The sequence below is a fragment of the Pseudomonas sp. MD330_10 genome (assembly GCF_042610415.1).
In the GTDB taxonomy this organism is placed as follows: Bacteria; Pseudomonadota; Gammaproteobacteria; order Pseudomonadales; family Pseudomonadaceae; genus Aquipseudomonas; species Aquipseudomonas rhodesiae.
Window position 1 is genome coordinate 238,608 of the sequence record NZ_JBHGZU010000005.1, and the last position, 23,677, is coordinate 262,284.

A 23,677-nucleotide genomic window follows, 5' to 3' on the forward strand; every position below is an offset into this window, starting at 1 on the left:
GAGATGGCCGGTGAAAGCCCTCGACGACCTGACCTTCGACAACCGCTTCGCACGCCTGGGCGACGCGTTTTCAACCCACGTTCTGCCCGAACCTCTCGACAAGCCGCGCCTGGTAGTGGCCAGTCCTGGGGCCATGGCCTTGCTCGATCTCGACCCATCGGTGGCCGACACGCCGCTGTTCGCCGAGCTGTTTGGCGGCCACAAACTGTGGGCCGAAGCAGAGCCGCGGGCGATGGTGTATTCCGGCCATCAGTTCGGCGGCTACAGCCCACAACTGGGCGATGGCCGCGGCTTGCTGCTGGGCGAGGCATACAACGCCGCCGGCGAGCACTGGGACCTGCACCTCAAAGGTGCGGGAATGACACCTTACTCACGCATGGGCGATGGCCGCGCGGTTTTGCGCTCGTCGATCCGTGAGTTTCTGGCATCCGAGGCGCTGCACGCGCTGGGCATCCCCAGCAGCCGCGCGCTGTGCGTGATCGGCTCCGACACACCGGTATGGCGCGAGAAACAGGAGCGCGGCGCCATGCTGCTGCGCCTGGCGCCGAGCCATATCCGCTTCGGGCATTTCGAATATTTCTATTACACCCAAAAGTCCGAGCAGTTGGCGCAACTGGCCGAGCACGTACTCAACCTGCACTACCCCGAATGCCGCGAACAGCCGGAGCCGTACCTGGCGATGTTCCGCGAAATCGTCGAGCGCAACGCCGAACTGATCGCTAAATGGCAGGCCTATGGTTTCTGCCACGGGGTGATGAACACTGACAATATGTCGATCCTGGGCATTACCTTCGACTTCGGGCCGTTTGCGTTTCTGGATGATTTCGACGCGCACTTCATCTGCAACCATTCCGACCATGAAGGGCGCTATTCCTTCAGCAACCAGGTGCCGATTGGCCAGTGGAACCTCAGCGCGCTGGCCCAGGCGCTCACGCCGTTTATCAGCGTCGATGCCTTGAAGGAAACGCTGGGTTTATTCCTGCCGCTGTACCAAGCCCATTACCTGGACTTGATGCGCCGCCGCCTGGGCCTTACCACGGCCGAAGAGGCTGACCAGAAACTGGTGGAACGCCTGCTGCAACTGATGCAGAACAGTGGCGTGGACTACACCTTGTTCTTCCGCCGCCTGGGGGATGAACCGGCCGCGCTGGCCGTGAGCCGCTTGCGTGATGACTTTGTCGACCTGGCCGGGTTCGATGCCTGGGCCAAGCTGTACACAGCGCGGATCACACGGGACGGCGACTACACCGAAGAACAACGCCGCGAACGCATGCACGCGGTCAACCCGCTGTACATCCTGCGTAACTACCTCGCACAAAACGCCATTACCGCCGCCGAGTCAGGCGATTACAGCGAAGTGCGGCGGCTACATGAGGTGCTGAGCCAGCCGTTCGAGGTGCAGGCAGGCATGGAACAGTACGCGCAACGGCCTCCGGATTGGGGCAAACACCTGGAAATCAGTTGCTCGTCGTGAAATCGAGAGGTAGCCCGCTGCTGGCTACCTTGATAAACACCGGCGGCGGCGCCAAATAGAATCCATTGGCCATCCCAGGAGCCCATCATGTCCGAACCTCTTGTCATCCCTTGCCCCCATTGCAACGGCCTCAACCGCATCCCCGGCGAACGCCTGGGGGATGCGCCCAAATGCGGGCGTTGCAAGCAACCCGTATTGCTGAACAAGCCGTTTGAGTTGAAGCAAGGCGACTACGCCAGCCAGATCAAGGGCGATCTGCCGCTGTTGGTAGACGTGTGGGCCGACTGGTGCGGGCCATGCAAGTCGTTTGCGCCGGTGTTTGAACAAGCAGCCGGTCAGCTGGAAGGCAAGTGCCGCCTGGCCAAGCTCGACAGCGAGGCCAACCAGCAGTTGTCAGCGCAATTGGGGATTCGCTCGATCCCCAGCTTGATCCTGTTCAAGAACGGCCGCGAAGTGGCGCGCCAGAGCGGTGCGTTTCCGCTGCCGCAATTGATGAGCTGGTTGCGTAGCCAGGGGATATAACCGCACCGAGACAATGCTGGACGCCGTGGGTGGGGGGCAACCCCCCTCCCACCTTGGATCTGTGTGGCGCTTGAAGGTCAGGCGTTTTCCAGCAGGTTATGCAGTTCCACAAATTGCTGAGTCAGCTTATGCCGTGGGTCCAGGTGGATCAGCGGGCGACTTTCCTGGTGCGACTCGCGCATGCGTACCGAACTGGCCAGGTACACCGGCAGCACCGGCAGGCCTTCGGCGATCAACTCGTCGAGCATCTGTTGCGGCAAGCTGGCGCGGGCCTGGAATTGGTTGACCACAATGCCTTCTACTTCCAGCCCTTCGTTATGGTCTTCTTTCAACTCTTCGATTTCCGCCAACAGACCATACAGCGCCTGGCGCGAGAAACTGTCGCAATCGAAGGGGATCAATACGCGATCAGCGGCAATCAGCGCCGAAACCGCATAAAAATTCAAGGCTGGCGGGGTATCGAGGTAAATGCGGTCGTAATCGCCGTCCAGCTCGTCCAGCAGTTTTCGCAATTTATTGATCTTGTGCTTGGCTTCGAGCTTGGGCTGCAGGTCCGCCAACTCGGCGGTGGCAGTGATCACATGCAGGTTATCGAAGGGCGTTTCGTAGATATCCACCTTGTTCTTCTTGGAAAACGGTCCGGAAGACAGGGTTTGCTTGAAAAAATCGGCGATTCCCATGGGGATATCGTCCCCAGTCAGGCCGGTCAGGTACTGGGTAGAGTTGGCTTGTGCATCCAGGTCAACCAACAGGGTTCGATAGCCTTCGCTGGCGCTGACCGCCGCCAGGTTGCAGGCGATGCTGGATTTGCCCACGCCGCCTTTCTGATTGAACACCACACGCCGCATGGAAAAACCTCCGTGTATCAATGAATGTCCGAGTGTAGAGGGCAAAAGCGCCTGTTAGCTACCTCGTTCATCCATGCACTGCTGCATCGACCGAAAGCCGTAGTACGTCACACACGAAGGTTTAGGAAGGGTCCGACAGCCCAACTAGCGCCTGGGTAACGGACAATCTGCAAATCTTTCCCACGATTTTGTAATCGGCCTTGAACAATTTTTTACCAATGTTTGCTAGAACCCCACGGCACCCGGATAATGCGCGCCATTCGGCGCTTGCTGCCTGTCCCGGTATTCGGGGCCAAATGCCGCACATGGAAGCCCGCAGGGGCGGGATAACTTCTCAGTGATCAATTTCAACATCGCCCAATGGCGCGCCTGGGCCCCTGGCCTGGAGAGTGCGGACGACTGGCACGCGTGGTGCCAGGCCCCGGTGTTGCTGCCTGAAAGCGAAGCTTCTCCCGATGTGTCATTTCTGCCCGCAATACAACGTCGGCGTTTGAGCCGTCTGGCGCGCATGGCGTTCAGTGTGGGCTGGCCGCTGGCCGAGGGCCTTCAAGACCTGCCGCTGGTGTTCATTTCGCGCCACGGCGAAACCCCGCGCACCCTCGATATCCTCAGCGACCTGGCCCACGAACAACCGCTGTCGCCGACCCAGTTCAGCCTATCGGTGCACAACGCCGTGATCGGCCTGTGGTCGATCCTGCGCAATGAAACCAGCGAAATGACCGCCCTCGCTGCCGCCGGCGACGGCCTGGAACACGGTCTGCTCGAAGCCGCCGCGCTGCTCCAGGAAGGCGCGCCGGCGGTGCTGCTGGTGATCACCGAAGAACAACCGCCCGCCGCCTATACCAGTTGGATCCATGACGTGCCGTTTCCATATGCACTCGGCCTGTTGCTCACCCCAGGCGACGAGTGGCAACTGGAACTCACCACCGGCACTGTCCAAGCCACTCAAACCCAGTGGCCCCACGCCCTGAACCTGCTGCGCGCCCTGCTCACCGACCAGGGTGCCTGCCAACATGCCTGGAAGAACCGCGTATGGAATTGGCAACGCAAGCCATGACCAACAAGCCCCGGGACGCCTACTACTGGCGCCTGTTCGCCACCGCTGCCAGCTTCGTGCTGTTCGGTTTCGGTGGGTTGTGCTTGCGCCTGCTGGTGTTCCCCCTGCTCAGTTGCCTGCCAGGCAGTGCGGCCCGGCATCGAGGGCGCGCGCGGCACACCATCAGTTGGTTGTTCTGGTTCTTTATTCGCCTGATGCAACGCGCGGGCGTGCTGACTTATAGCGTCGAAGGCGCGGAAAAACTCGGCCGTCCCGGCCAGATGATTATTGCCAACCACCCGTCGCTGATCGATGTGGTGTTTCTGATCGGTCTGGTGCGCCAGGCCAATTGCGTGGTCAAGCAGAGCCTGTGGCAGAACCCCTTCACCCGCGGGCCGGTGCGCGACGCCGGCTATATCAGCAACGACGGCAGCGCCGAAATGCTCGATGCCGCCGCCGCTGCCCTGCAAAGCGGGCAAACCCTGATCATCTTTCCCGAAGGCACCCGCACCACTCCCGGTGCCGCGCCGGCCTTTCATCGCGGGGGCGCCGCCATTGCATTGCGAGGTGCGACAATCATCACCCCCGTTGTGATCAAGGTCAGCCCCACCACCCTGACCAAGGCCGAACCCTGGTATCGCATTCCTAAACGCCGCGTGCACTTCAGTTTGCGGGTTGGCGCCGATATAGAACCACAGGCGTTCGCTGCACTGGGCCCCGCGCCCCAGGCTTCACGCAAGCTCAACGATTACCTGCACCACTATTTCATTAAGGAGCTCGCCGAAGATGAGCGACAAACAACGCCTTGAGCACGACATAAAGACGCTGATCATCGAGGCCCTGGGCCTGGAAGACATCGGCGCGGACGATATCCCCAGCGACCAGATCCTGTTCGGCGAAGGCTTGGGCCTGGATTCGGTGGACGCCCTGGAACTGGGCCTGGCCATCCAGAAAAAGTACGGCATCAAGATCGACGCCGACGCCAAGGACACTCGCAACCACTTCACCAACGTGGCCAGCCTTGCGGCGTTCGTCACGGCCCGCCAGGCAGCTTGAGACCGGACCATGCAAACTCGTGACGATATTTTCAACACCCTGCGCGATGCCTTGGTGGAACTGTTCGAATTGGAACCTGAACGCGTGACCCTCGACGCCAACCTGTACCAGGACCTGGAAATCGACAGCATCGATGCGGTGGACCTGATCGACCATATCAAGCGCCAGACCGGCAAGAAGATTGCTGCCGAGGAATTCAAGGCCGTGCGCACCGTGAACGATGTGGTTGAGGCGGTGTACCGTCTGGTCCAACCAGCCGCATGAGCCGGCTGATCGGCCTTGGCCTGTTGCTGGCGGGGCTGCTGTACCCCTTCGCGGTGTATTACGGCACCGAGCATTTTGCGCCGTGGCAATTCGGCCTGCTGCTGGGCAGCCTATGGCTGTTGCGGGCGCTCACCGCTGCGCGGCGCCCTGGCAGCCGTTGGATGGCGGTGGCGGTGATCGTGTTCTGCCTGTTGCTGGCCTGGTTCGACAACCCGCAGCTGCTGCGCTGGTACCCGAGCCTGGTCAGCGCGTTCATGCTCACGCTGTTCGGCTTGAGCCTGAAATACGGCCCACCGATTGTTGAGCGCCTGGCGCGGATGACGGAACCGCAACTGCCCCCCGAGGCAATTGTGTACACGCGCCAGGTCACGGTGGTCTGGAGTGTTTTCTTCTTAGCTAACGGCCTGCTCGCGGCCGCCCTCACCTTGTGGGCACCGCTGAGCTGGTGGACGTTGTACAACGGCCTGATCGCCTACGGGCTGATGGGGCTGCTGTTTGCCGTGGAATGGCTGGTACGACAAAGGGTGCGGGGCCGCGTATGAATTGGTTGAACCTTGAGCATCTGTTGCTTGAGCCGGTGGCGCAGCGTTCGGTGTGCGCAGGCCTGAATCACGCCCAACTGTGGGACCAGGCCTTGCGCCTGGGCGCCGGGCTGCAACGCCGTGGCATCCAACGCGTGGCCGTGCACCTGGAAGATGCCGGCCTGCTGGCAATCGCCTTGCTGGGCGCCTGGCGTGCCGGGGCCAGCGTGTTGCTGCCCGCCGACCTGCAACCCCAAACCCGTCAACGCTGGGCCGACACCGTCGACGCCTGGCTGACCGAGGCCGCGGACCTCGACGCCTTGTATCAGGCCGCCCTGAGCCCGTCCGCGCTGGACCTGGACACCTGCCAATTGAGCCTGTGCACCTCCGGCTCCAGCGGCGAACCCAAGCGCATCGACAAGACCCTGCGCCAGTTGGCCAACGAAGTGCAGGCCCTGGAAACCTTGTGGGGCGCCGACCTCGACGGTGCCTGCATCGTCGGCAGTGTCGCCACGCAGCATATCTACGGCTTGCTGTTCCGCGTGTTGTGGCCGCTGTGCGCCGGTCGCACATTTGTACGTCAACAACTGGCCTTCCCCGAAGATTTGCAGCGCGCCAGCCGCGAACACGCCCGGTTCGCCTGGGTGGCCAGCCCGGCGCTGCTCAAGCGCATGGGCGACAACCTCGATTGGCCGGCATTGAGCCAAGTGGCGCGGGTGTTCTCATCCGGCGGTGCGCTGCCGGTGGAAGCCGCCAGCAGTCTGTATGAACGCCTGCAACAATGGCCCACTGAAATCCTCGGCAGTTCGGAAACCGGCGGCATCGCCTGGCGCCAGGGCAATCAACCTTGGCAGCCGTTTGCCGATGTGCACCTGAGCCAGGATGCCGACGGCGCCCTGCGCATCGCGTCGCCGTACCTGCCCCCTGGGCATATCGAGCAGACCGCCGACGCCGCACGCCTGCATGCCGATGGCCGCTTCGAGCTGCTGGGACGTCTGGACCGCATCGTCAAGCTGGAAGAAAAACGTATCTCCCTGCCCATGCTCGAACAGGCCTTGATGACCCATCCATGGGTCGCCGAAACGCGATTGGGCGTGGTTCAGGAAAGCCGCGCGTCCCTCGGCGCGCTGGTGGTGCTGAGCGCCGCCGGCCTGCATGCATTGCGCAATCAGGGCCGGCGCAGCGTTACCCAGACCCTGCGACAGCACTTGAGCCAACATTGCGAAGCCCTGGCCCTGCCACGCCGCTGGCGCCTGCTGAGTCAATTGCCACTCAACGCCCAAGGCAAACTGCCCCAGGCCGACGTGGCGGCGCTGCTCATGGCGCCACGGCCCAAGGCGCCGCAGGTGTTGGAACAGGTTGAAGCTAACGGCGAGTGGACACTGCAACTGAGCGTGCCGCCGGACCTAGCCTATTTCAGCGGGCATTTCCCGGTCACTCCGGTATTGCCGGGAGTGGTGCAGGTGGAGTGGGCATTCAACCTCGGCCAACAACTGCTGGATTTGCCGACGACCTTTGCCGGCATGGAAGTGCTCAAGTTCCAGCAACTGATACGCCCGGGCGACCGGATCGAACTGCACCTGCGCTTCGACGCAGAGCGCGGCAAGCTGTATTTCGCCTACCGCAACGGCATCGCGGCCTGTTCCAGCGGCCGCATCCAACTGGAAGCCGCCCATGCATAAGCCCTGCGCCCTGATCCCGGTCTATAACCACGAAGCCGCCGTGCCCGCCGTGGTCCATAGCCTGTTGAAAAGCGGCCTGCCGTGCCTGTTGGTGGACGATGGCAGCAGCCCGGCCTGCGCAGCGGTGCTGGCGCAGTTGGCCACTCTGGACAACGTCAGCCTGGTCACCCTGCCCCACAACCAGGGCAAGGGCGGTGCGGTGATGGCCGGTTTTCGTGAGGCCGCACGCCAGGGCTTTACCCATGCCTTGCAGGTCGATGCCGACGGCCAGCACGACCTGCGCGAAGTCGAGACCTTTATCGACGCCTCCCGCCGCCAGCCCGACGCGCTGATCTGCGGCTACCCCGAATACGACGACAGCGTGCCCAAAGGCCGCCTGTACGCTCGCTACCTGACCCATGTGTGGGTGTGGATCAACACCCTGTCGCTGCAGATCCGCGACTCGATGTGCGGCTTTCGCGTGTACCCGCTGGCCCCGGTGTTGGCACTGATGGACTCGGCCTACATCGGCACGCGCATGGACTTCGACTCGGACATCCTGGTACGCCTGGCCTGGCGCAACCAACCAATGCGCTGGCTGCCCACCCAAGTCCACTACCCGGCCGATGGACTGTCGCACTTCCGGCTGTTCCACGACAACGTGCGCATCAGCGCCATGCACACGCGTTTGTTCTTCGGCATGCTGGTGCGCGCGCCGATGATCCTGTGGCGGCGGTGGCAGGCATGAGCGACAGCACCAAGCACTGGGCCGACCGCGAAGAACGCGGCAGCTACTGGCTGATGAAACTCACCGCGTTCGCCGCCAAAGTGCTGGGCCGGCGCCTGCTGAGCCCGGTGCTGTACGGCATCGTGTTGTACTTCTTCGTGTTCGGCCGCACCGCGCGCCAGAGCGCCTGGCAGTACCAGCAACGCCTGGCCGAGTGGAGCGGGCGCGATGAACTGCGCCCCTCCCATAGAAAAGTCTTCGGCCAGTTCATGGCCTTCGCCGACGCCCTGCTCGACAAGCTCGATGTGTGGAACGGCAAGCTGCGCATCGAACAAATCGACATCGACGACCCGGCCAAGCTACGCGGGCAATTGCGCGGCGAGCGCGGGCAGATGCTGGTGGGGGCGCACCTGGGCAATCTGGAAGTGTGCCGCGCCCTGGCGGAAATCGGCGAACAAGTGACCATGAACGTGCTGGTACACACCAAGCACGCCGAACGTTTCAACCGTTTGCTGGGCGAAGCCGGCGCGACCCATTTGCGCCTGATCCAGGTCAGCGAGCTGGACCCGGCCACCATGCTGTTGCTCAGCCAGCGCCTGGACGAAGGCGAATGGCTGGCAATTGCCGGCGACCGCGTGCCGCTGCACGGCGGGCGCACGGTGCGCGTGGATTTCCTCGGGCATGCCGCCGCATTTCCCCAGGGCCCTTGGCTCTTGGCCGGCCTGCTCAACTGCCCGGTGAACCTGCTGATGTGCCTCAAGCACAATGGCCGTTATCGCCTGACCATCGAGCCGTTCGCGCCATTGATCGAATGGAAACGCAGCACCCGCGAGCAGGTCATCGCCCAGTGGACCTCACGCTACGCCGCGCGCCTGGCCGATTTCTGTCTGGAAGCGCCCCAACAATGGTTCAACTTTTACCCTTTCTGGAAGACCGATGACGACGCATCTTGAGCCGGTAACCTTTGGCGAACGCCCCCTGCGCATCGAAGACGTGCTGGCCCTGGCCAACCGTCAGGTGCCTACCCAGTTGCAAGGCGACGCGGCCTATCGCCAGCGCATCGCCAAGGGCGCGCAGTTCCTCGACTCGCTGCTGGACAAGGAAGGCGTGATCTACGGCGTGACCACCGGCTACGGCGACTCTTGCGTGGTGGCGGTACCGTTGCAGCATGTCGAAGCCCTGCCCCGTCACCTGTACACCTTTCACGGCTGCGGCTTGGGCAAATTGCTCGACGCCCAGGCCACCCGTGCGGTGCTGGCCGCGCGCTTGCAGTCGCTGTGCCACGGCGTGTCCGGGGTGCGCGTTGAACTGCTGGAGCGCCTGCAAGCGTTTCTGGAACACGACGTACTGCCGCTGATCCCGGAAGAAGGCTCGGTGGGCGCCAGCGGCGACCTGACGCCGCTGTCCTATGTGGCGGCGACGCTGTCCGGCGAGCGTGAGGTGCTGTTCCGTGGCGAGCGCCGCGCGGCCGCCGATGTGCATCGCGAACTGGGCTGGCAGCCGCTGGTGCTGCGCCCCAAGGAAGCCCTGGCCTTGATGAACGGCACCGCCGTAATGACCGGCCTGGCGTGCCTGGCGTTTGCCCGCGCCGACTATCTGCTGCAACTGGCCACGCGCATTACCGCGCTGAACGTGGTGGCGCTGCAAGGTAACCCCGAGCACTTTGACGAACGCCTGTTCGCCGCCAAGCCGCACCCCGGTCAGATGCAAGTCGCCGCGTGGTTGCGCCAGGACTTGGCCATCGACGCACCGACCGCGCCGCTGCATCGCCTGCAGGATCGCTACTCGCTGCGCTGCGCGCCCCATGTGCTTGGGGTGCTGGCCGACAGCCTGGGCTGGTTGCGCGGGTTTATCGAGACCGAGCTCAATAGCGCTAACGACAACCCGATCATCGACGCCGAAGAAGAACGCGTGCTGCACGGCGGGCACTTCTACGGCGGGCATATCGCTTTTGCCATGGACAGCCTCAAGACCCTGGTGGCCAACGTCGCCGACCTGCTCGACCGCCAACTCGCCCTGCTGGTGGATGTGCGCTACAACCACGGCCTGCCGAGCAACCTGTCCGGCGCGCCGGCGGATCGCGCCATGATCAACCACGGCTTCAAGGCGGTGCAGATCGGCACCAGCGCCTGGACCGCCGAAGCGCTGAAAAACACCATGCCGGCCAGCGTGTTCTCACGTTCCACCGAATGCCACAACCAAGACAAAGTCAGCATGGGCACCATCGCCGCCCGCGATGCGATCCGCGTGCTGGAGCTGACCGAGCAGGTTGCCGCCGCCACCCTGCTGGCCGCCAATCAAGGCGTGTGGCTGCGTGCCCAGGCCGACGATGCCCGCCAGCTGCCACCGGCCCTGGCGGCCATGCACGCGGAACTGGCCAAGGACTTCCCGCCGGTGATCGAAGACCGCGCTCTGGAAGGCGAGCTGCGCCTGTGTCTGCAACGCATCGCCGAACAACACTGGAGGCTGCATGCGTAGTCAGGGCGTGTTGCACTGCGACACCGAGATCCTCGTGCCGTTTTTCGATGTCGACACCATGCACGTGGTGTGGCACGGGCACTACGTGAAATACCTGGAAGTGGCACGCTGCGCGCTGCTGGACAAGATCGGTCACAACTACACGCACATGCTCGACTCGGGCTATGCCTGGCCGGTCATCGACATGCAGCTGCGCTATGTGCGCGGGGCGGTGTTCGGCCAGACCCTCAACGTGCGCGCCAGCCTGGTGGAGTGGGAGAACCGCTTGAAGGTCAATTACCTGATCACCGACCGGGCTAGCGGCGAGCGCCTGACCCGCGCCAGCACCGTACAGGTGGCGGTAGAAATCGCCACTCGCGAGATGCAGCTGGCGTCCCCCAAAGTCTTCACCGACGCCGTCGACAGGGCCTTGTCATGAAACTGATCACCTTCCTTGGCGCGTTGCTGCTGTCGCTTCAAGCCCACGCCTTCGACCTGCAACAACTCAGCGATCAGTTGGCCAAGCCCTCGGTGGTCCAAGGCAGCTTTATCCAGGAAAAACACCTGCGCGCCCTGCCGCAGCCATTGGTCAGCAAAGGCACCTTCGTCCTGGCCAAGGACCACGGCCTGCTGTGGCTGCTCAAGACGCCGCTGCAACAGGATTACCGCATCAGCGCCCAAGGCATCGCCCGCCGTGATGCCAATGGCTGGCAGCTGCTGCCGAACAAGAGCGCCGGCGCCGAGCAGAATCGCTTGTTCCTCGCCGTGCTACAGGGCGACAGCAGCGGCCTGCAACGGGACTTCGAGCTGCACCTTCAAGGCGAGGCCACGCAATGGACGCTGACCTTGATCCCACGCTCGCTGCTGCTCAAGCAGGTGTTCAACCAGATCAACATCAATGGCGGCGCGCTGGTGCAGACCATCGAATTGCTGGAAACCCAGGGCGACAGCACCGTACTGCGCATGCAGGACAGCCGCGCCGACCTTCCCCTCAGCGATGCGCAGCAGCATGACTTTGCTCTGTGAGCGCCAGTTGCCGCGCCTGTTCCTGATCCTGCTGGTGGCCGTGCTGGCCCTGGCCGGCTGGCAGTGGCGTCATGGCGCGCCGCTGTCGGCCAACCTGATGGAGCTGGTGCCCGGCAGCACGCCGGATGCCCTGGAACTGCAAGCCGAGCAGCGCATGCAGGAGCCGCTGAACCGCGAGATGCTGGTGCTGGTGGGCCACACCGACCGCCCGCAGGCGGTGGCCGTGGCCCGGCAATTGGGCGAGCGCTGGCAGGCCAGCGGCCTGTTTGAAACAGTGCAGTGGAACCTGCAAGCCGACCTGCCGGCGCTGCGCGAGCAACTGCTGCGCGGGCGCCTGGCGATGCTGTCGGGCAAAGACCGCGAACAGTTGATCGAACACCCCGACGCCTTCATTCAGCAGCGGGTGCAGGCGCTGTTCGACCCCTTCACCGGGTTCAGCCTGGTGCCCAGCCAGGAGGATTGGCTGGGCCTGACCGGACGCATACAGAACAGCCAGCCGCAACGTGGCTCGGTGCAACTGGACATCGGCAGCGGCGCGCTGATTGCCGATGCCGACGGCAAGAGCTGGGTGCTGCTGCGCGCGCGCACCACCGGCAACGCCTTCGACATGCACCTGCCACTGCGCGTGGCGGACCTGCTCCAAGCCAGCCGCGCCGAGGCCGGCGAGCATGGCGCGCAATTGCTCGCCGCCAGCGGCCTGTTGTACGCCGCCAACGGTCAGCAACAGGCCACTCGCGAAATCACCTGGGTCGGCGGCGGTGCGACCGTGGGCATCCTGTTGCTGCTGTTGCTGGCGTTCCGGCGTTGGCGCGTGCTGCTGGCATTCGTGCCGGTACTGGTGGGGATGTTGTTCGGCGCGGTGGCGTGTGTGGCGCTGTTCGACCATATGCATGTGATGACGTTGGTGCTGGGTTCCAGCCTGATCGGCGTGGCCGTGGATTACCCGCTGCACTACCTGTCCAAAAGCTGGAGCCTGCAACCGTGGCGCAGTTGGCCGGCGCTGCGCCTGACGCTACCGGGGCTGAGCCTGAGCCTGGCGACCAGTTGCATCGGCTACCTGGCGCTGGCCTGGACACCGTTCCCGGCACTGACCCAGATCGCCGTGTTCTCCGCCGCCGGGCTGGTGGGTGCCTACCTGTCGGCGGTGTGCCTGTTGCCGGCGCTGCTCAATGGCGTCGAACTGCGCCCGGCGCAATGGCCGCTGCGCATCGCCGAACGCCTGTGGCAACTGCGCGTTGCCTTGCTCAAGCGTGTCCCGAGTGCCGTATTGCTGGCACTGGTGCTGCTGTTTTGCGCGGGCGGCCTGTGGCAGCTGAACACCAAGAACGACATTCGCCAATGGATCGGCGCGCCGCCGCAGTTGCTCCAGGAGGCCCAGGCCGTGGCGCGCATCACCGGGTTCCAGCCCACCAGCCAGTTCTTTCTGGTGCGCGCGCCGGATCAACCCCAGTTGCTGGAGCGCCTGGACACGCTGGGCCAGCGCCTGGATCAACTGGTGAACATGAACAAACTGCAAGGCTACCTGGCCCTCAACCAATTGGTCAGTCGCCCCGCCGAGCAACAGCAAGTGCGTGACGCGTTGAACCGCCTGCCGCAGCATTGGCAGCCGCTGCTGGACCTCGGCGTTCCCGCCAGTGCCCTGCACGCCGAAATCGCGCAATTGCAGGCCCTGCCCACCGAAGATATCGATGCCGCCTTAGCGGGCCCGCTGGCCGAACCCTGGCGCACCCTGTGGCTGGGCCCGGTGGACGGCGGTGTGGCGGCGATGGTCAGCCTGCAAGGCTTGAACAACCCGGCGTTGCTGCACGCGCAGGCGGCGGACCTGCCAGGCGTGCAACTGGTGGATCGCCTGGGCGACTTGAATCGGGTGTTCGCCGCCACGCAGATCAGCGCCGCTGAATTGAAACTGCTGTCGTGCGGGTTGATCGTCATCCTGCTGATCGTGCCATTTGGCCTCGGCGGTGCGTTGCGTATCGTCGCGCTGCCATTGCTCGCCGCGCTGTGCAGCCTGGCCAGCCTCGGTTGGCTGGGCCAGCCGTTGACGTTGTTCAGCCTGTTCGGCCTGCTGCTGGTGACGGCGATCAGTGTCGACTACGCGATCCTGATGCGCGAACAGATCGGCGGCGCTGCGGTCAGCCTGTTAGGAACACTGCTGGCGGCGCTGACGACATGGTTGTCGTTCGGCCTGCTGGCAGTGTCGAGTACACCCGCAGTCAGTAATTTCGGTCTATCGGTCAGCCTGGGCCTGGCGTTCAGCTTTATGCTGGCGCCCTGGGCCGGCCAGCAGAAACATGCCTTATGAATGTGATTATCGCCAATGCGGCAAGGAGCCCTCGTGCCCACAGTTGAAATGGAACGCCGCCAGGTCGTGGTGATCGGTGCCGGCCCATCAGGTGCCATCGCCGCCGCGCTGCTCAAGCGCAAAGGGCATGATGTATTGATCATCGAGCGCCAGCATTTTCCACGGTTCTCGATCGGCGAAAGCCTGCTGTCCCACTGCATCGATTTCATCGAAGAAGCCGGCATGCTGGACGCTGTGCAGGCCGCCGGTTTCCAACTGAAAACCGGCGCCGCGTTCGCCTGGGGCGAGCGCTACAGCGCGTTCGATTTCAGTGACACCTTCAGCGACGGCAAGCCCACCACGTTCCAGGTGCAACGCGGCGAGTTCGACAAATTGCTGGCCGACCAGGCCGCGCTGCAAGGCGTGGACATCCGCTACGGCGAAACCATCGTCGGCGTGGATTTCAAAGGCGAATGCCGCTACCTGCATGTGCGCCGCGAGAACGGCAGCGAGTATCACCTCAAGGCCAAGTTCGTGCTCGATGCCAGCGGCTACGGCCGCGTGCTGCCACGCCTGCTGGACCTGGAAGCGCCGTCGAATTTCCCGGTGCGCCAAGCGGTGTTTACCCACATCGAGGATCGCATCGAACATCCAGGCTTCGACCGCACCAAAATCCTCGTCACCACCCATCCCACCCAGCGCGATATCTGGTTCTGGACCATTCCCTTCAGCAACGGCCGTTGCTCGGTGGGCGTGGTCGCGGCCAAGGAACATTTCGACGGCCGTGGCGATGACCTCGACGCCTGCCTGCGCGGCTTTATCGCCGAAACCCCAAGCCTGGCCGGCGTGCTGCAAAACGCCGTGTGGGACACGCCGGCGCGCACCATTGGCGGCTATTCGGCGAACGTCACGACCTTGCACGGCCCAGGCTTCGCGCTCTTGGGCAATGCGGCGGAATTCCTCGACCCGGTGTTCTCCTCCGGCGTGACCATCGCCATGCGTTCGGCCAGCATGGCCGCCGGCGTGCTACACCGCCAGTTGAGCGGCGAGGCAGTGGATTGGCAGACCGAATTCGCCGCGCCCCTCAAGCGCGGTGTCGACACCTTCCGCTGCTACGTCGAAGGCTGGTACGCCGGGACGTTCCAGGACGTTATTTTCCATCCGGGCAGTGCCCCGGAGATTCGCCGTATGATCAGCTCGATCCTCGCCGGCTATGCGTGGGACGAGCGCAACCCGTTCGTCAGCGAGCCCAAGCGACGTTTGCGGATGTTGTCGGAAATCTGTGCGAGTGAGCCGGTATGAGCACGCAATACCTGAGCAAAAACTACGTCGAGGAAACCCGCTTCGGCCTGTGGTTCCTGCGCAGCCACACCTGGCAGCACCACGTGCTGCGCGTGGCAATCAACGACCTGCGCGGCCTGTTCAGCGAGCCGCTGCCCCAGGCGCCGGTACTGCTGGACGCCGGTTGCGGCCAGGGCAAGTCGTTCACCCTGCTACAACAAGCATTCGCGCCGGCACGCCTGATCGGCCTGGATGCCGACCCTCACAGTTTGCAGATGAGCCAGGCCGAGGCCGAGCGCCAGGGTTTGAGCGTCGAGCTGATCGGCAGCGATTGCGCCACCCTCGATGTGGCGGACAACAGCGTCGACCTACTGTTCTGCCACCAGACCTTCCACCATCTGGTGGAACAGCAGCGTGCGCTGCAAGAGTTCTATCGCGTGCTCAAACCCGGCGGCTACCTGCTGTTTGCCGAGTCCACCGAAGCCTATATCGACACCTGGGTGATCCGCTGGCTGTTCCGCCACCCCATGCACGTGCAGAAAAGCGCCGAAGGGTATCTGGCGATGCTGCGCGAGCAAGGCTTTGAGTTCGGCCCGCAGAATGTCTCGTACCCGTACCTGTGGTGGAGCCGTTCGAAGGATTTCGGCCTGCTCGAACGCCTGCGCCTGCGCCGACCGAAACCGGTGGGCCAGCGCGAAGAAACCCTGGTCAACTGCGTGGCACGCAAACCCTTGGCGAGCGTCGTACCATGATCCGCGCACTGTTGATCGGCTGTCTGTTGCTGCTCAGCGCCTGCGCCAGCCAGCCACCGCTGCCCGCCACCACCCCGAGCTTGCCGCTGCCGCTGCAACTGCATGTGCAGCGCCTGGCGGATGGCCAGAGCCAGGATTGGCTGCTGGTGGTGCAACGCGAAGGCGGCGCGATTCGCTGGTCGATGATGGATCCGCTGGGCATCCCCCAAGCCCGGCAGAAACTGGTCGATGGCCAGTGGCAGGCCGATGGCTTGCTGCCGCCCAACCCCCAGGCCCGCGAGTTGTTCGCCGCGCTGTTGTTTGCCCTGACGTCGGCCGATGACGTGCGCGCGCTGTACCCCAGCGCCCAGGCACGCGACCTGACCCGCACCCTGCCGGGTCATTGGCAAATCATCTACCAGTCTTCAGAGGTGTTCAGCGTGAACATCGTCGGACAGCCCTTGAGCTACCGCATCACGCCGCTGGGTACCGCACGATGAGCGCGTACTTGAACGCCCTCGGCGTGATCTGCGCCCTTGGCCGTGGCCAGGCTGAGGTCAGCCGCCGCCTGTTCGCCGGTGACTGCTCGGGTATGCGCGCCGAAAGCGGCTGGGTGCCCGAACGCGTGTTGCCAGTGGGCGGCGTGCAGGGCGAGCTGGCGAGTATCCCGCCTGAGCTGGGCCAGCAAAGCAGTCGCAACAATCAACTGTTGCTGGAAGCGGCGCTGCAAATCGAAGAAGAGATCCGCCAGGCGATCCACACCTACGGCGCATCGCGAGTAGGCGTGGTGCTCGGCACCAGCACTTCGGGCATCGACGAAGCCAGTCGCGGCATTGCCGAGTACCTGCGCGACAACCGCTTCCCCGGCACCTATGACTATCAGCAACAAGAACTCAGCGCCCCGGCCAATTTCCTTGCCGACTGGTTGCAACTGAGCGGCCCGGCCTATGTGATTTCCACCGCTTGTACTTCCAGCGCCCGTGCGCTGATGAGTGCCCGGCGCCTGTTGGACCTGAGCCTGTGCGATGCGGTGATCTGCGGCGGCGTGGACAGCCTGTGCAAGCTGACCCTCAACGGCTTCAGCGCGCTGGAGGCGGTATCCGACACGCGCTGCAACCCGTTTTCGCGCAACCGCGACGGCATCAATATCGGCGAAGCGGCGGTGTTGTTTCTGATGAGCAGGCAACCGGCGCCCATCGCCCTGTTGGGCAGCGGCGCCAGTTGCGATGCGCACCATATCTCCGCGCCGGAGCCGAGCGGCAAAGGCGCGCTCCAGGCGATGCGCAAGGCACTGGCCTGCGCGAAACTGGCGCCGGAGCAGATCGGCTATCTGAACCTGCACGGCACGGCTACCCAACATAACGACGCCATGGAAAGCCTGGCGGTCGCCAGCCTGTTCCCCGACGGCGTGAGCTGCTCATCGACCAAACCCATGAGCGGCCATACCCTGGGTGCCGCTGGGGCGCTGGAAGCGGCGTTCTGCTGGCTGAGCCTGCGCCACGGCCAGGTGCCGCCCCATGTGTGGGACGGCGAGGCCGACCCTGCGCTCCCCGCCTTGCAGTGGGCACGGGTCGGCGAACCCTTGAAAAACACGCGCCTGATGAGCAACTCGTTTGCCTTCGGCGGTAACAACGTCAGCCTGATTATCGGAGAGGCCCCATGATCGATTGGCCACTCGCCGAACTGATCCCCCACGCGGGCGACATGATCCTGATCGACCAGGTGCTGTCGTTCGACGACGAACAGATTCATACCCGCGCCACCGTCAAGCCCGGCGGCCTGTTCAACCGCCCTGACGGCAGCCTGCCGGCCTGGGTCGGTATCGAGCTGATGGCGCAGAGCGTGGCCGCCTATGCCGGCTGCCATGCCCGCCGCAAAGGCGAGCCGGTGGCGCTGGGCTTCCTGCTCGGCACGCGTAAGTTCGAGTGCAACGTCGAGCACTTCCCGGCTGGTGCCGAGCTGAGCATCCACGGCCTGCGCTCCCTGGAAGACGACAATGGCATGGGTGTGTTCGAATGCCACCTGCGCGGCGACGGGTTCCACGCCAGCGCGCGCTTGAACGTATTTCGACCGCCCCAGGCGGCCGCCTATTTAGATGAATCGAAGGACGAAACGCCATGACTGAATCCGTACTGGTCACCGGCTCCAGCCGTGGCATCGGCCGCGCCATTGCCCTGCGCCTGGCCCAGGCGGGCCACGACATTGTGCTGCACTGCCGCAGCGGCCGCGCCGAGGCGGATGCGGTGCAGGTGGAGATCCAGGCCCTGGGCCGTCAGGCGCGGGTGCTGCAATTCGACGTGGCGGATCGCGCCAGCTGCAAGCACATCCTTGAAGCCGATGTGGAGCAACACGGCGCCTATTACGGCGTGGTGCTCAACGCCGGCCTGACCCGCGACGGCGCGTTCCCGGCCTTGTCGGAGGACGATTGGGATGTGGTGATGCGCACCAATCTGGACGGTTTCTACAATGTGCTGCACCCGGTGATGATGCCGATGATCCGTCGTCGCGCGGCCGGGCGCATCGTGTGCATTACCTCGGTATCGGGGCTGATCGGCAACCGCGGGCAGGTCAACTACAGCGCTTCGAAAGCCGGCCTGATCGGCGCGGCCAAGGCCCTGGCCATCGAGCTGGGCAAGCGCAAGATCACGGTCAACTGCGTCGCGCCGGGGTTGATCGACACGGCCATGCTGGACGAAAACGTACCCGTCGAGGAACTGATGAAAATGATCCCGGCACAGCGCATGGGCACCCCGGAAGAAGTCGCCGGGGCGGTGAACTTCCTGATGTCCGCCGAGGCCGGTTACATCACCCGCCAGGTGCTGGCGGTGAATGGGGGCCTGTGCTGATGAAGCGTGTCGTCGTCACCGGCATGGCCGGCGTGACCTCCCTGGGCAGCGACTGGCCGACCATCTCGGCCAACTTCCGCGCCAACCGCAGCGGTATCCGGCGCATGGACGAATGGGACCGTTTCACCGAACTGAACACGCGTCTGGCCGGGCCCATCGACGATTTCGTGGTGCCCTCACACTGGACGCGCAAGCAACTGCGCAGCATGGGCCGCGTCTCGCGCCTGGCGGTGTGGGCTGCGGAGCAGGCGTTGCAGGATGCCGGTTTGCTCGGGGATGAGTCGATCAAGGACGGGCGCATGGGCGTGGCCTGTGGTTCGTCCACCGGCAGCACCGATGAGATCAAAGCCTTTGGCAATATGCTGCTCAACTCGGTGGCCGAGGGGCTGAACGCCAACTCCTATGTGCGCATGATGCCGCACACCACCGCGGCCAATATCAGCATCTTTTTTGGTCTGACCGGGCGCTTGATTCCCACTTCGAGCGCCTGCACCAGTGGCAGCCAGGGCATCGGCTACGCGTACGAGGCCATCAAGTTCGGGCGCCTGCCGTTGATGCTCGCCGGCGGCGCCGAAGAACTGTGCCCCACCGAAGCCATGGTGTTTGACGCGCTCTACGCCACCAGCCTGAAAAACGACGCACCGCAAACCAGCCCACGCCCCTATGACAGCGGCCGCGACGGCCTGGTGATCGGTGAAGGCGGCGGCATGCTGGTGCTGGAAGAACTGGAACATGCGCTGGCGCGCGGTGCGCATATCCATGCGGAAATCGTCGGTTTCGGCAGCAACGCCGACGGCCAGCACACCACCCGCCCGGAACAGAAAACCATGCGCCGCGCCATGGAACTGGCCCTGGAAGACGCCGGCCTGGCACCGGCCGCCATCGGTTATGTGAACGGCCATGGCACCGCCACCGACCAGGGCGACATCGCCGAGACCCTGGCCACCAGCAGCCTGTTCGGCAGCCGCATGCCTATCAGTTCGCAAAAGAGCTTCCTGGGCCACACCCTCGGCGCGTGCGGCGCGTTGGAGTCGTGGTTCAGCATCGAAATGATGAACCGCGACCAGTACGTGCACACCTTCAACCTCGACACCGTCGACCCGCAGTGCGGCGAACTGGACTACCTGCAAGGTGGCTTTCGCCAGATGCACCACGACTACGTGATGAATAACAATTTCGCCTTTGGCGGCGTCAATACGTCGCTGATCTTTCGCCGCTGGTCCTGATTTTTAATCGATTGGAGAAAACGGAATGTCTTCCTTGCTACGCGCCACCTTCATCACGTTGGCCCTGCTGACCGCCGCCGGTTGCACCAGCAAACCGGTGCTCAACCCTCACAGTGAGCTACCGGCAGGTACTCAGGTCAGCGAAGAGAAAATGAAGCAGGTGATCGTCAACGCCTTGCAGAAACGCGAATGGACCGTGCAACGCCTGAGCCCGCAACTGGTGCAGGCCGAAATCACCGTGCGCGGCCAGTACCACGCTGAAATCGACATCCGCTACACCCGCAGCAGCTACGCCATCACCTACCGCGACAGCCGCGACCTGGGCTACAAGGACGGCAAGATCCATCGCAACTACAACCGTTGGGTGAACAACCTGGATAACGACATCAAGGCAGGCTTGCGCAGCAATGGTGTGAGTGGCGAGGCAGGGTCGGCGGCGCAGTTGTTTGAGCAGACCGGCACCTCAAAGTAGAACTGAGGCCAAGCACTACCCCCTTCGATGGTCGGCCCATCTTATGTGGTGATAAGCCGAGCATTTTTGCAGCGGCCCCTTTTTCAACCGATGCCGTTCAACTGGCACATGGGATGGGGGCGGCGGCCCAGCCCAGCGCGGGGCAAGCCCGCTCACCACAACAACCGGACTCACCGTAGGAAGCCTCACCTATGTAGTAAGACAACCTTGTGGTGAGGCAACCTATGTAGTGAGACAACCTCTGTGGTGAGCGAGCTTGCCTCGCGCTGGGGCGCGCAGCGGCCCCTTTTCGGGCGGCTCGACGATTACTGCGTGGCCTTGCGCGTGAGCAATTCCACGAATGCCTTGCCCATTGGCGTTTGTGCGCTCTTGCGTTGCACCAGCCACACTGACGTCACCGCCTCCGGGTCCAGCAAGGTGCGATACACCACGCCATCGATGCGGATGCGCTGATACGACGCCGGCAGTACCGACACGCCTAACCCCGCCGCCACCAACCCGATAATCGTCATGGCCTCACCCGCTTCCTGAGCGAAGCGCGGGCTGAAGCCTGCGTCGCGGGCCAGGTTGAGCAGTTGGGCGTATAGGCCACTGCCGTAACTGCGTGGGAAAAACACAAACGGTTCTTCCGCCAATTGCGCCAGGTGCAAACCACGCTCGGAGCCTTGCGCCAGGGGGTGGCCGGCGCTTAGCACGGCCACCAGCGGTTCTCGCATCAGCTCGATCACAGCCAACGAATCCGGCAAAGGCAACGGTCGCATCAGCCCGACCTGAATCGACTCATCCACCAGCGACTCGGCCACCTCGGTGCTGCTCATTTCCTGCAGGTTGAGGTGAACCGCTGGGAACGCCTGACGGAACGCAAAGATGGCTTGGGGAATGCTGGCATTGAACGGCGCCGATGACGTGAAGCCAATCTTCAATTCCCCCAGTTCGCCCAGCTGCGCACGCCGCGCCACGTCCGCGGCTTTGTCGACCTGGGCCAACACAAGGCGTGCCTCTTGCAGAAACAGGCGCCCGGCCTCGCTCAGCTCGACCCGACGATTGGTACGCTCGAACAACCGCGCCCCCACCTCATGCTCCAATGCCTGGATCTGCTGGCTCAGGGGCGGTTGCGAGATGCCCAGCACCTGCGCGGCGCGGCCGAAGTGCAATTCTTCGGCGACCGCGATGAAGTACCGCAGATGTCGCAATTCCATGCCTACCTCATTAGGTCGTTTAAGCTATCAAACAGGTCGAACAATATATTGGAAAGAATCATTAGCCAGCTATATTCTTTTTTCCATTGCCCGCCCTGGCAGGCTTTTGCTCCCCCGAGGTTCCTGTGAAATCTGCTGTTGCGCCACTGGCTCATGATCTTCCACCCACCGCCTTGGATGAGGTGGTGGCTCAACTCAACTACGAGTACATCGAAAAAGGCACACCGCTGTTCATGCGCACGGTACTCGCGCTGTTCTCCGGCGGCTTCGCCACGTTTGCCCTGCTGTATTGCGTACAACCGATGATGCCGGCGCTGTCCCATGAATTCTCCATCAATGCGGCGCAGAGCAGCCTGGTGCTGTCGGTTTCCACGGCGATGCTGGCGCTGGGGCTGCTGATCACCGGGCCGATTTCCGACACCCTGGGGCGTAAACCGGTGATGGTGGCCGCGTTGTTCTGTGCCGCGTTTGCCACCATCGCCAGCGGCCTGATGCCGTCCTGGGAAGGCATCCTATTGATGCGCGCGCTGGTGGGGCTGTCGCTCAGTGGCTTGGCGGCCGTGGCCATGACGTATTTGAGCGAAGAGATTCACCCTCAACACATCGGTCTGGCCATGGGTTTGTATATCGGCGGCAACGCGATCGGGGGCATGAGCGGGCGGTTGATCATCGGCGTGTTAATCGATTTCGTCAGTTGGCACACCGCGATGCTGATCATCGGCGCCCTGGCGCTGATCGCCGCGACGGTGTTCTGGAAAATCCTGCCTGAATCGCGCAATTTCCGCCCCCGTAGTTTGCGGCCGCGCAGCCTGTTGGAAGGCTTCGTCATGCACTTCAAGGATGCCGGCCTGCCATGGCTGTTCCTTGAAGCCTTTCTGCTGATGGGCGCGTTCGTGACGCTGTTCAACTACATCGGCTATCGCTTGCTGGCCGATCCGTACGACCTGAGCCAGGCCGTGGTGGGTCTGCTGTCGCTGGTGTACCTCTCGGGCATCTACAGCTCGGCGAAGATCGGCTCGCTGGCCGACCGCCTCGGACGCCGGCGCGTGCTGTGGGCCACCATCCTGGTGATGCTCGGCGGCATGGCCATGACCCTGCTATCGCCGTTATGGCTGGTGGTGCCGGGCATGTTGGTGTTCACCTTTGGCTTCTTCGGTGCCCACTCGGTGGCCAGCAGTTGGATCGGCCGCCGGGCCACCAAGGCTAAGGGCCAGGCTTCCTCGCTGTACCTGTTCTGCTACTACGCCGGCTCCAGTATCGCCGGCACGGCAGGCGGGTTCTTCTGGCACTTTGCCGGTTGGAATGGCATCGGCGCGTTTATCCTGACCTTGCTGACCGGGGCGTTGCTGGTGGCGTTGAGGCTGGCCAAGTTACCGCCGCTGGCTTCGGCCTGAGGCACCTTCGGCTGCGTAAACGACATCCGCGCCATTACCCGTTTACCGCGACGCTCATGCATCACCACCGCGCCGATATGCAGCACCAGCATCAGCAATAACGCCACGCACGACAGCACATGCACGCGGGTGTAGAGAGCGATGCGCGCCGCGTCGCTCTCAAAAGGCGCAATGGACATCAGGTTAAAGAGATTGATCGGGCGGTCCATCATCAGCACACCCGTCGCCAACACCACGGCCAGCACCAGGTACATAGCCTTGTGCACCAGCAACGCCAGGTACTCCTGCACCGTGCGTTTGCTTGAAAAATCCAGGCCGTGGCTGAAAGAGCAGAACACCCGCAACACGAAGATCGGGATATAGGCGGTGGTCAACGACACATTGAAGAACGCGACCCACGCCTTGATCGACGCCGGCACACCGAACACGGCGACGAAAAAACCGGATAACAATGCCCACAGAATGATGACGGCCGAAATCCAATGCAGGAGTTTCTGGCCCGTTGAATACGCTGAAGTGTTCATCCTGATATCACCTGACAATAAACGCCAATCACTGGCGAGCTGAAGAGTCGGGTAGGATTTTTACCGAGGCAGTTACCGAAGGCTGTAGGAGAAATCCCAACCTCGGCAGCGTACCAAGGCAGGACTTAACA

The 23,677-nt window shown here is 63.4% G+C and carries 25 protein-coding genes and 1 pseudogene; 23 read left to right on the forward strand and 3 right to left on the reverse strand.

What is annotated here, in order from left to right:
- Positions 1–10 precede the first annotated feature (10 nt).
- Positions 11–1,474, forward strand: coding sequence for a protein adenylyltransferase SelO (selO, locus tag ACFZPT_RS10410; RefSeq protein WP_099313045.1), 1,464 nt, complete (start codon positions 11–13; stop codon positions 1,472–1,474).
- 87 nt (positions 1,475–1,561) lie between these two features.
- The gene (gene trxC / locus ACFZPT_RS10415; protein ID WP_034095537.1) at positions 1,562–1,996 is read left to right on the forward strand and encodes a thioredoxin TrxC; all 435 of its coding nucleotides are present in this window, start codon (positions 1,562–1,564) and stop codon (positions 1,994–1,996) included.
- A 77-nt stretch (positions 1,997–2,073) separates the two neighbouring features.
- Here the strand turns inward: trxC and ACFZPT_RS10420 are convergent, their stop codons facing one another.
- Positions 2,074–2,844 carry a ParA family protein gene (locus ACFZPT_RS10420; RefSeq protein ID WP_034095536.1) on the reverse strand — a complete coding sequence of 257 codons (771 nt, stop codon included), beginning with the start codon at positions 2,842–2,844 and terminating at the stop codon, positions 2,074–2,076.
- 337 nt (positions 2,845–3,181) lie between these two features.
- Between ACFZPT_RS10420 and ACFZPT_RS10425 the strand changes: the two genes are divergently transcribed.
- The 20 genes from ACFZPT_RS10425 to ACFZPT_RS10520 are packed head-to-tail and all read left to right on the forward strand — an operon-like array spanning position 3,182 to position 20,429.
- Positions 3,182–3,901: a beta-ketoacyl synthase chain length factor gene (locus ACFZPT_RS10425; protein ID WP_034095535.1), complete on the forward strand. Its 720-nt coding sequence runs from the start codon at positions 3,182–3,184 to the stop codon at positions 3,899–3,901.
- Positions 3,877–4,689, forward strand: a complete 813-nt coding sequence (locus ACFZPT_RS10430; protein ID WP_034136601.1) for a 1-acyl-sn-glycerol-3-phosphate acyltransferase — start codon at positions 3,877–3,879, stop codon at positions 4,687–4,689. Before ACFZPT_RS10425 ends, ACFZPT_RS10430 begins: the two co-directional genes overlap by 25 nt.
- Positions 4,667–4,936, forward strand: coding sequence for a phosphopantetheine-binding protein (locus tag ACFZPT_RS10435; RefSeq protein WP_034095533.1), 270 nt, complete (start codon positions 4,667–4,669; stop codon positions 4,934–4,936). Before ACFZPT_RS10430 ends, ACFZPT_RS10435 begins: the two co-directional genes overlap by 23 nt.
- Positions 4,937–4,945: 9 nt before the next feature.
- Positions 4,946–5,200, forward strand: coding sequence for an acyl carrier protein (locus ACFZPT_RS10440; RefSeq protein WP_003209389.1), 255 nt, complete (start codon positions 4,946–4,948; stop codon positions 5,198–5,200).
- Entirely contained in the window at positions 5,197–5,742 is a 546-nt protein-coding gene (locus ACFZPT_RS10445) for a membrane protein (RefSeq protein WP_034111460.1), read from the forward strand. Before ACFZPT_RS10440 ends, ACFZPT_RS10445 begins: the two co-directional genes overlap by 4 nt.
- Entirely contained in the window at positions 5,739–7,403 is a 1,665-nt protein-coding gene (locus ACFZPT_RS10450; RefSeq protein ID WP_099313044.1) for an acyl-CoA synthetase family protein, read from the forward strand. The genes ACFZPT_RS10445 and ACFZPT_RS10450 overlap by 4 nt, the downstream gene beginning before the upstream one ends.
- Entirely contained in the window at positions 7,396–8,130 is a 735-nt protein-coding gene (locus tag ACFZPT_RS10455) for a glycosyltransferase family 2 protein (RefSeq protein WP_034095530.1), read from the forward strand. Before ACFZPT_RS10450 ends, ACFZPT_RS10455 begins: the two co-directional genes overlap by 8 nt.
- Positions 8,127–9,062, forward strand: coding sequence for a glycosyl transferase (locus tag ACFZPT_RS10460; protein WP_034111456.1), 936 nt, complete (start codon positions 8,127–8,129; stop codon positions 9,060–9,062). The genes ACFZPT_RS10455 and ACFZPT_RS10460 overlap by 4 nt, the downstream gene beginning before the upstream one ends.
- Positions 9,046–10,587 carry a histidine ammonia-lyase gene (gene hutH, locus ACFZPT_RS10465; RefSeq protein WP_099313043.1) on the forward strand — a complete coding sequence of 514 codons (1,542 nt, stop codon included), beginning with the start codon at positions 9,046–9,048 and terminating at the stop codon, positions 10,585–10,587. The genes ACFZPT_RS10460 and hutH overlap by 17 nt, the downstream gene beginning before the upstream one ends.
- Complete coding sequence (locus ACFZPT_RS10470) at positions 10,580–11,005, forward strand: thioesterase family protein (RefSeq protein WP_034095527.1); 426 nt, start codon at positions 10,580–10,582, stop codon at positions 11,003–11,005. Before hutH ends, ACFZPT_RS10470 begins: the two co-directional genes overlap by 8 nt.
- Positions 11,002–11,592: an outer membrane lipoprotein carrier protein LolA gene (locus tag ACFZPT_RS10475; RefSeq protein ID WP_034111453.1), complete on the forward strand. Its 591-nt coding sequence runs from the start codon at positions 11,002–11,004 to the stop codon at positions 11,590–11,592. Before ACFZPT_RS10470 ends, ACFZPT_RS10475 begins: the two co-directional genes overlap by 4 nt.
- Positions 11,576–13,894 (forward strand): MMPL family transporter, encoded by a 2,319-nt coding sequence (locus ACFZPT_RS10480; RefSeq protein WP_099313091.1) that lies wholly within the window; start codon positions 11,576–11,578, stop codon positions 13,892–13,894. Before ACFZPT_RS10475 ends, ACFZPT_RS10480 begins: the two co-directional genes overlap by 17 nt.
- Positions 13,895–13,927: 33 nt before the next feature.
- On the forward strand, positions 13,928–15,175 hold the full coding sequence (locus ACFZPT_RS10485; RefSeq protein ID WP_080758668.1) for an NAD(P)/FAD-dependent oxidoreductase: 1,248 nt from the start codon (positions 13,928–13,930) through the stop codon (positions 15,173–15,175).
- The gene (locus ACFZPT_RS10490) at positions 15,172–15,906 is read left to right on the forward strand and encodes a class I SAM-dependent methyltransferase (RefSeq protein ID WP_034111451.1); all 735 of its coding nucleotides are present in this window, start codon (positions 15,172–15,174) and stop codon (positions 15,904–15,906) included. The genes ACFZPT_RS10485 and ACFZPT_RS10490 overlap by 4 nt, the downstream gene beginning before the upstream one ends.
- Positions 15,903–16,385 carry a hypothetical protein gene (locus ACFZPT_RS10495; protein ID WP_034095523.1) on the forward strand — a complete coding sequence of 161 codons (483 nt, stop codon included), beginning with the start codon at positions 15,903–15,905 and terminating at the stop codon, positions 16,383–16,385. The genes ACFZPT_RS10490 and ACFZPT_RS10495 overlap by 4 nt, the downstream gene beginning before the upstream one ends.
- On the forward strand, positions 16,382–17,548 hold the full coding sequence (locus tag ACFZPT_RS10500) for a beta-ketoacyl-[acyl-carrier-protein] synthase family protein (RefSeq protein WP_379555189.1): 1,167 nt from the start codon (positions 16,382–16,384) through the stop codon (positions 17,546–17,548). The genes ACFZPT_RS10495 and ACFZPT_RS10500 overlap by 4 nt, the downstream gene beginning before the upstream one ends.
- Positions 17,545–18,006 (forward strand): hotdog family protein, encoded by a 462-nt coding sequence (locus ACFZPT_RS10505; protein ID WP_034111448.1) that lies wholly within the window; start codon positions 17,545–17,547, stop codon positions 18,004–18,006. The genes ACFZPT_RS10500 and ACFZPT_RS10505 overlap by 4 nt, the downstream gene beginning before the upstream one ends.
- Entirely contained in the window at positions 18,003–18,731 is a 729-nt protein-coding gene (gene fabG / locus ACFZPT_RS10510) for a 3-oxoacyl-ACP reductase FabG (RefSeq protein WP_034095520.1), read from the forward strand. The genes ACFZPT_RS10505 and fabG overlap by 4 nt, the downstream gene beginning before the upstream one ends.
- Positions 18,731–19,957: a beta-ketoacyl-ACP synthase gene (locus ACFZPT_RS10515; RefSeq protein ID WP_034095712.1), complete on the forward strand. Its 1,227-nt coding sequence runs from the start codon at positions 18,731–18,733 to the stop codon at positions 19,955–19,957. Before fabG ends, ACFZPT_RS10515 begins: the two co-directional genes overlap by 1 nt.
- 25 nt (positions 19,958–19,982) lie before the next feature.
- On the forward strand, positions 19,983–20,429 hold the full coding sequence (locus ACFZPT_RS10520; RefSeq protein WP_099313041.1) for a hypothetical protein: 447 nt from the start codon (positions 19,983–19,985) through the stop codon (positions 20,427–20,429).
- A 305-nt stretch (positions 20,430–20,734) separates the two neighbouring features.
- Here the strand turns inward: ACFZPT_RS10520 and ACFZPT_RS10525 are convergent, their stop codons facing one another.
- Positions 20,735–21,628, reverse strand: coding sequence for a LysR family transcriptional regulator (locus tag ACFZPT_RS10525; protein WP_034095518.1), 894 nt, complete (start codon positions 21,626–21,628; stop codon positions 20,735–20,737).
- A gap of 146 nt (positions 21,629–21,774) precedes the next feature.
- On the opposite strand from ACFZPT_RS10525, the gene ACFZPT_RS10530 reads away from it, so the two are divergent.
- On the forward strand, positions 21,775–23,022 hold the full coding sequence (locus ACFZPT_RS10530) for an MFS transporter (protein WP_371918511.1): 1,248 nt from the start codon (positions 21,775–21,777) through the stop codon (positions 23,020–23,022).
- A 35-nt stretch (positions 23,023–23,057) separates the two neighbouring features.
- Here the strand turns inward: ACFZPT_RS10530 and ACFZPT_RS10535 are convergent.
- Positions 23,058–23,546: pseudogene (locus ACFZPT_RS10535) on the reverse strand (cytochrome b/b6 domain-containing protein); the annotation flags it as partial.
- Positions 23,547–23,677 lie beyond the last annotated feature (131 nt).

What these genes read in the sequence shown, in the direction of transcription:
- ACFZPT_RS10515 (WP_034095712.1), top strand. Translation starts at nt 18,731, where the DNA reads ATGAAGCGTGTCGTCGTCACCGGCATGGCCGGCGTGACCTCCCTGGGC.
- ACFZPT_RS10460 (WP_034111456.1), top strand. Translation starts at nt 8,127, where the DNA reads ATGAGCGACAGCACCAAGCACTGGGCCGACCGCGAAGAACGCGGCAGC.
- ACFZPT_RS10445 (WP_034111460.1), top strand. Translation starts at nt 5,197, where the DNA reads ATGAGCCGGCTGATCGGCCTTGGCCTGTTGCTGGCGGGGCTGCTGTAC.
- ACFZPT_RS10475 (WP_034111453.1), top strand. Translation starts at nt 11,002, where the DNA reads ATGAAACTGATCACCTTCCTTGGCGCGTTGCTGCTGTCGCTTCAAGCC.
- fabG (WP_034095520.1), top strand. Translation starts at nt 18,003, where the DNA reads ATGACTGAATCCGTACTGGTCACCGGCTCCAGCCGTGGCATCGGCCGC.
- ACFZPT_RS10430 (WP_034136601.1), top strand. Translation starts at nt 3,877, where the DNA reads ATGGAATTGGCAACGCAAGCCATGACCAACAAGCCCCGGGACGCCTAC.
- ACFZPT_RS10470 (WP_034095527.1), top strand. Translation starts at nt 10,580, where the DNA reads ATGCGTAGTCAGGGCGTGTTGCACTGCGACACCGAGATCCTCGTGCCG.
- ACFZPT_RS10520 (WP_099313041.1), top strand. Translation starts at nt 19,983, where the DNA reads ATGTCTTCCTTGCTACGCGCCACCTTCATCACGTTGGCCCTGCTGACC.
- ACFZPT_RS10525 (WP_034095518.1), bottom strand. Translation starts at nt 21,628, where the DNA reads ATGGAATTGCGACATCTGCGGTACTTCATCGCGGTCGCCGAAGAATTG.
- trxC (WP_034095537.1), top strand. Translation starts at nt 1,562, where the DNA reads ATGTCCGAACCTCTTGTCATCCCTTGCCCCCATTGCAACGGCCTCAAC.
- ACFZPT_RS10500 (WP_379555189.1), top strand. Translation starts at nt 16,382, where the DNA reads ATGAGCGCGTACTTGAACGCCCTCGGCGTGATCTGCGCCCTTGGCCGT.
- ACFZPT_RS10450 (WP_099313044.1), top strand. Translation starts at nt 5,739, where the DNA reads ATGAATTGGTTGAACCTTGAGCATCTGTTGCTTGAGCCGGTGGCGCAG.
- ACFZPT_RS10440 (WP_003209389.1), top strand. Translation starts at nt 4,946, where the DNA reads ATGCAAACTCGTGACGATATTTTCAACACCCTGCGCGATGCCTTGGTG.
- ACFZPT_RS10480 (WP_099313091.1), top strand. Translation starts at nt 11,576, where the DNA reads ATGACTTTGCTCTGTGAGCGCCAGTTGCCGCGCCTGTTCCTGATCCTG.
- ACFZPT_RS10495 (WP_034095523.1), top strand. Translation starts at nt 15,903, where the DNA reads ATGATCCGCGCACTGTTGATCGGCTGTCTGTTGCTGCTCAGCGCCTGC.
- ACFZPT_RS10490 (WP_034111451.1), top strand. Translation starts at nt 15,172, where the DNA reads ATGAGCACGCAATACCTGAGCAAAAACTACGTCGAGGAAACCCGCTTC.
- ACFZPT_RS10455 (WP_034095530.1), top strand. Translation starts at nt 7,396, where the DNA reads ATGCATAAGCCCTGCGCCCTGATCCCGGTCTATAACCACGAAGCCGCC.
- hutH (WP_099313043.1), top strand. Translation starts at nt 9,046, where the DNA reads ATGACGACGCATCTTGAGCCGGTAACCTTTGGCGAACGCCCCCTGCGC.
- ACFZPT_RS10435 (WP_034095533.1), top strand. Translation starts at nt 4,667, where the DNA reads ATGAGCGACAAACAACGCCTTGAGCACGACATAAAGACGCTGATCATC.
- ACFZPT_RS10420 (WP_034095536.1), bottom strand. Translation starts at nt 2,844, where the DNA reads ATGCGGCGTGTGGTGTTCAATCAGAAAGGCGGCGTGGGCAAATCCAGC.
- ACFZPT_RS10505 (WP_034111448.1), top strand. Translation starts at nt 17,545, where the DNA reads ATGATCGATTGGCCACTCGCCGAACTGATCCCCCACGCGGGCGACATG.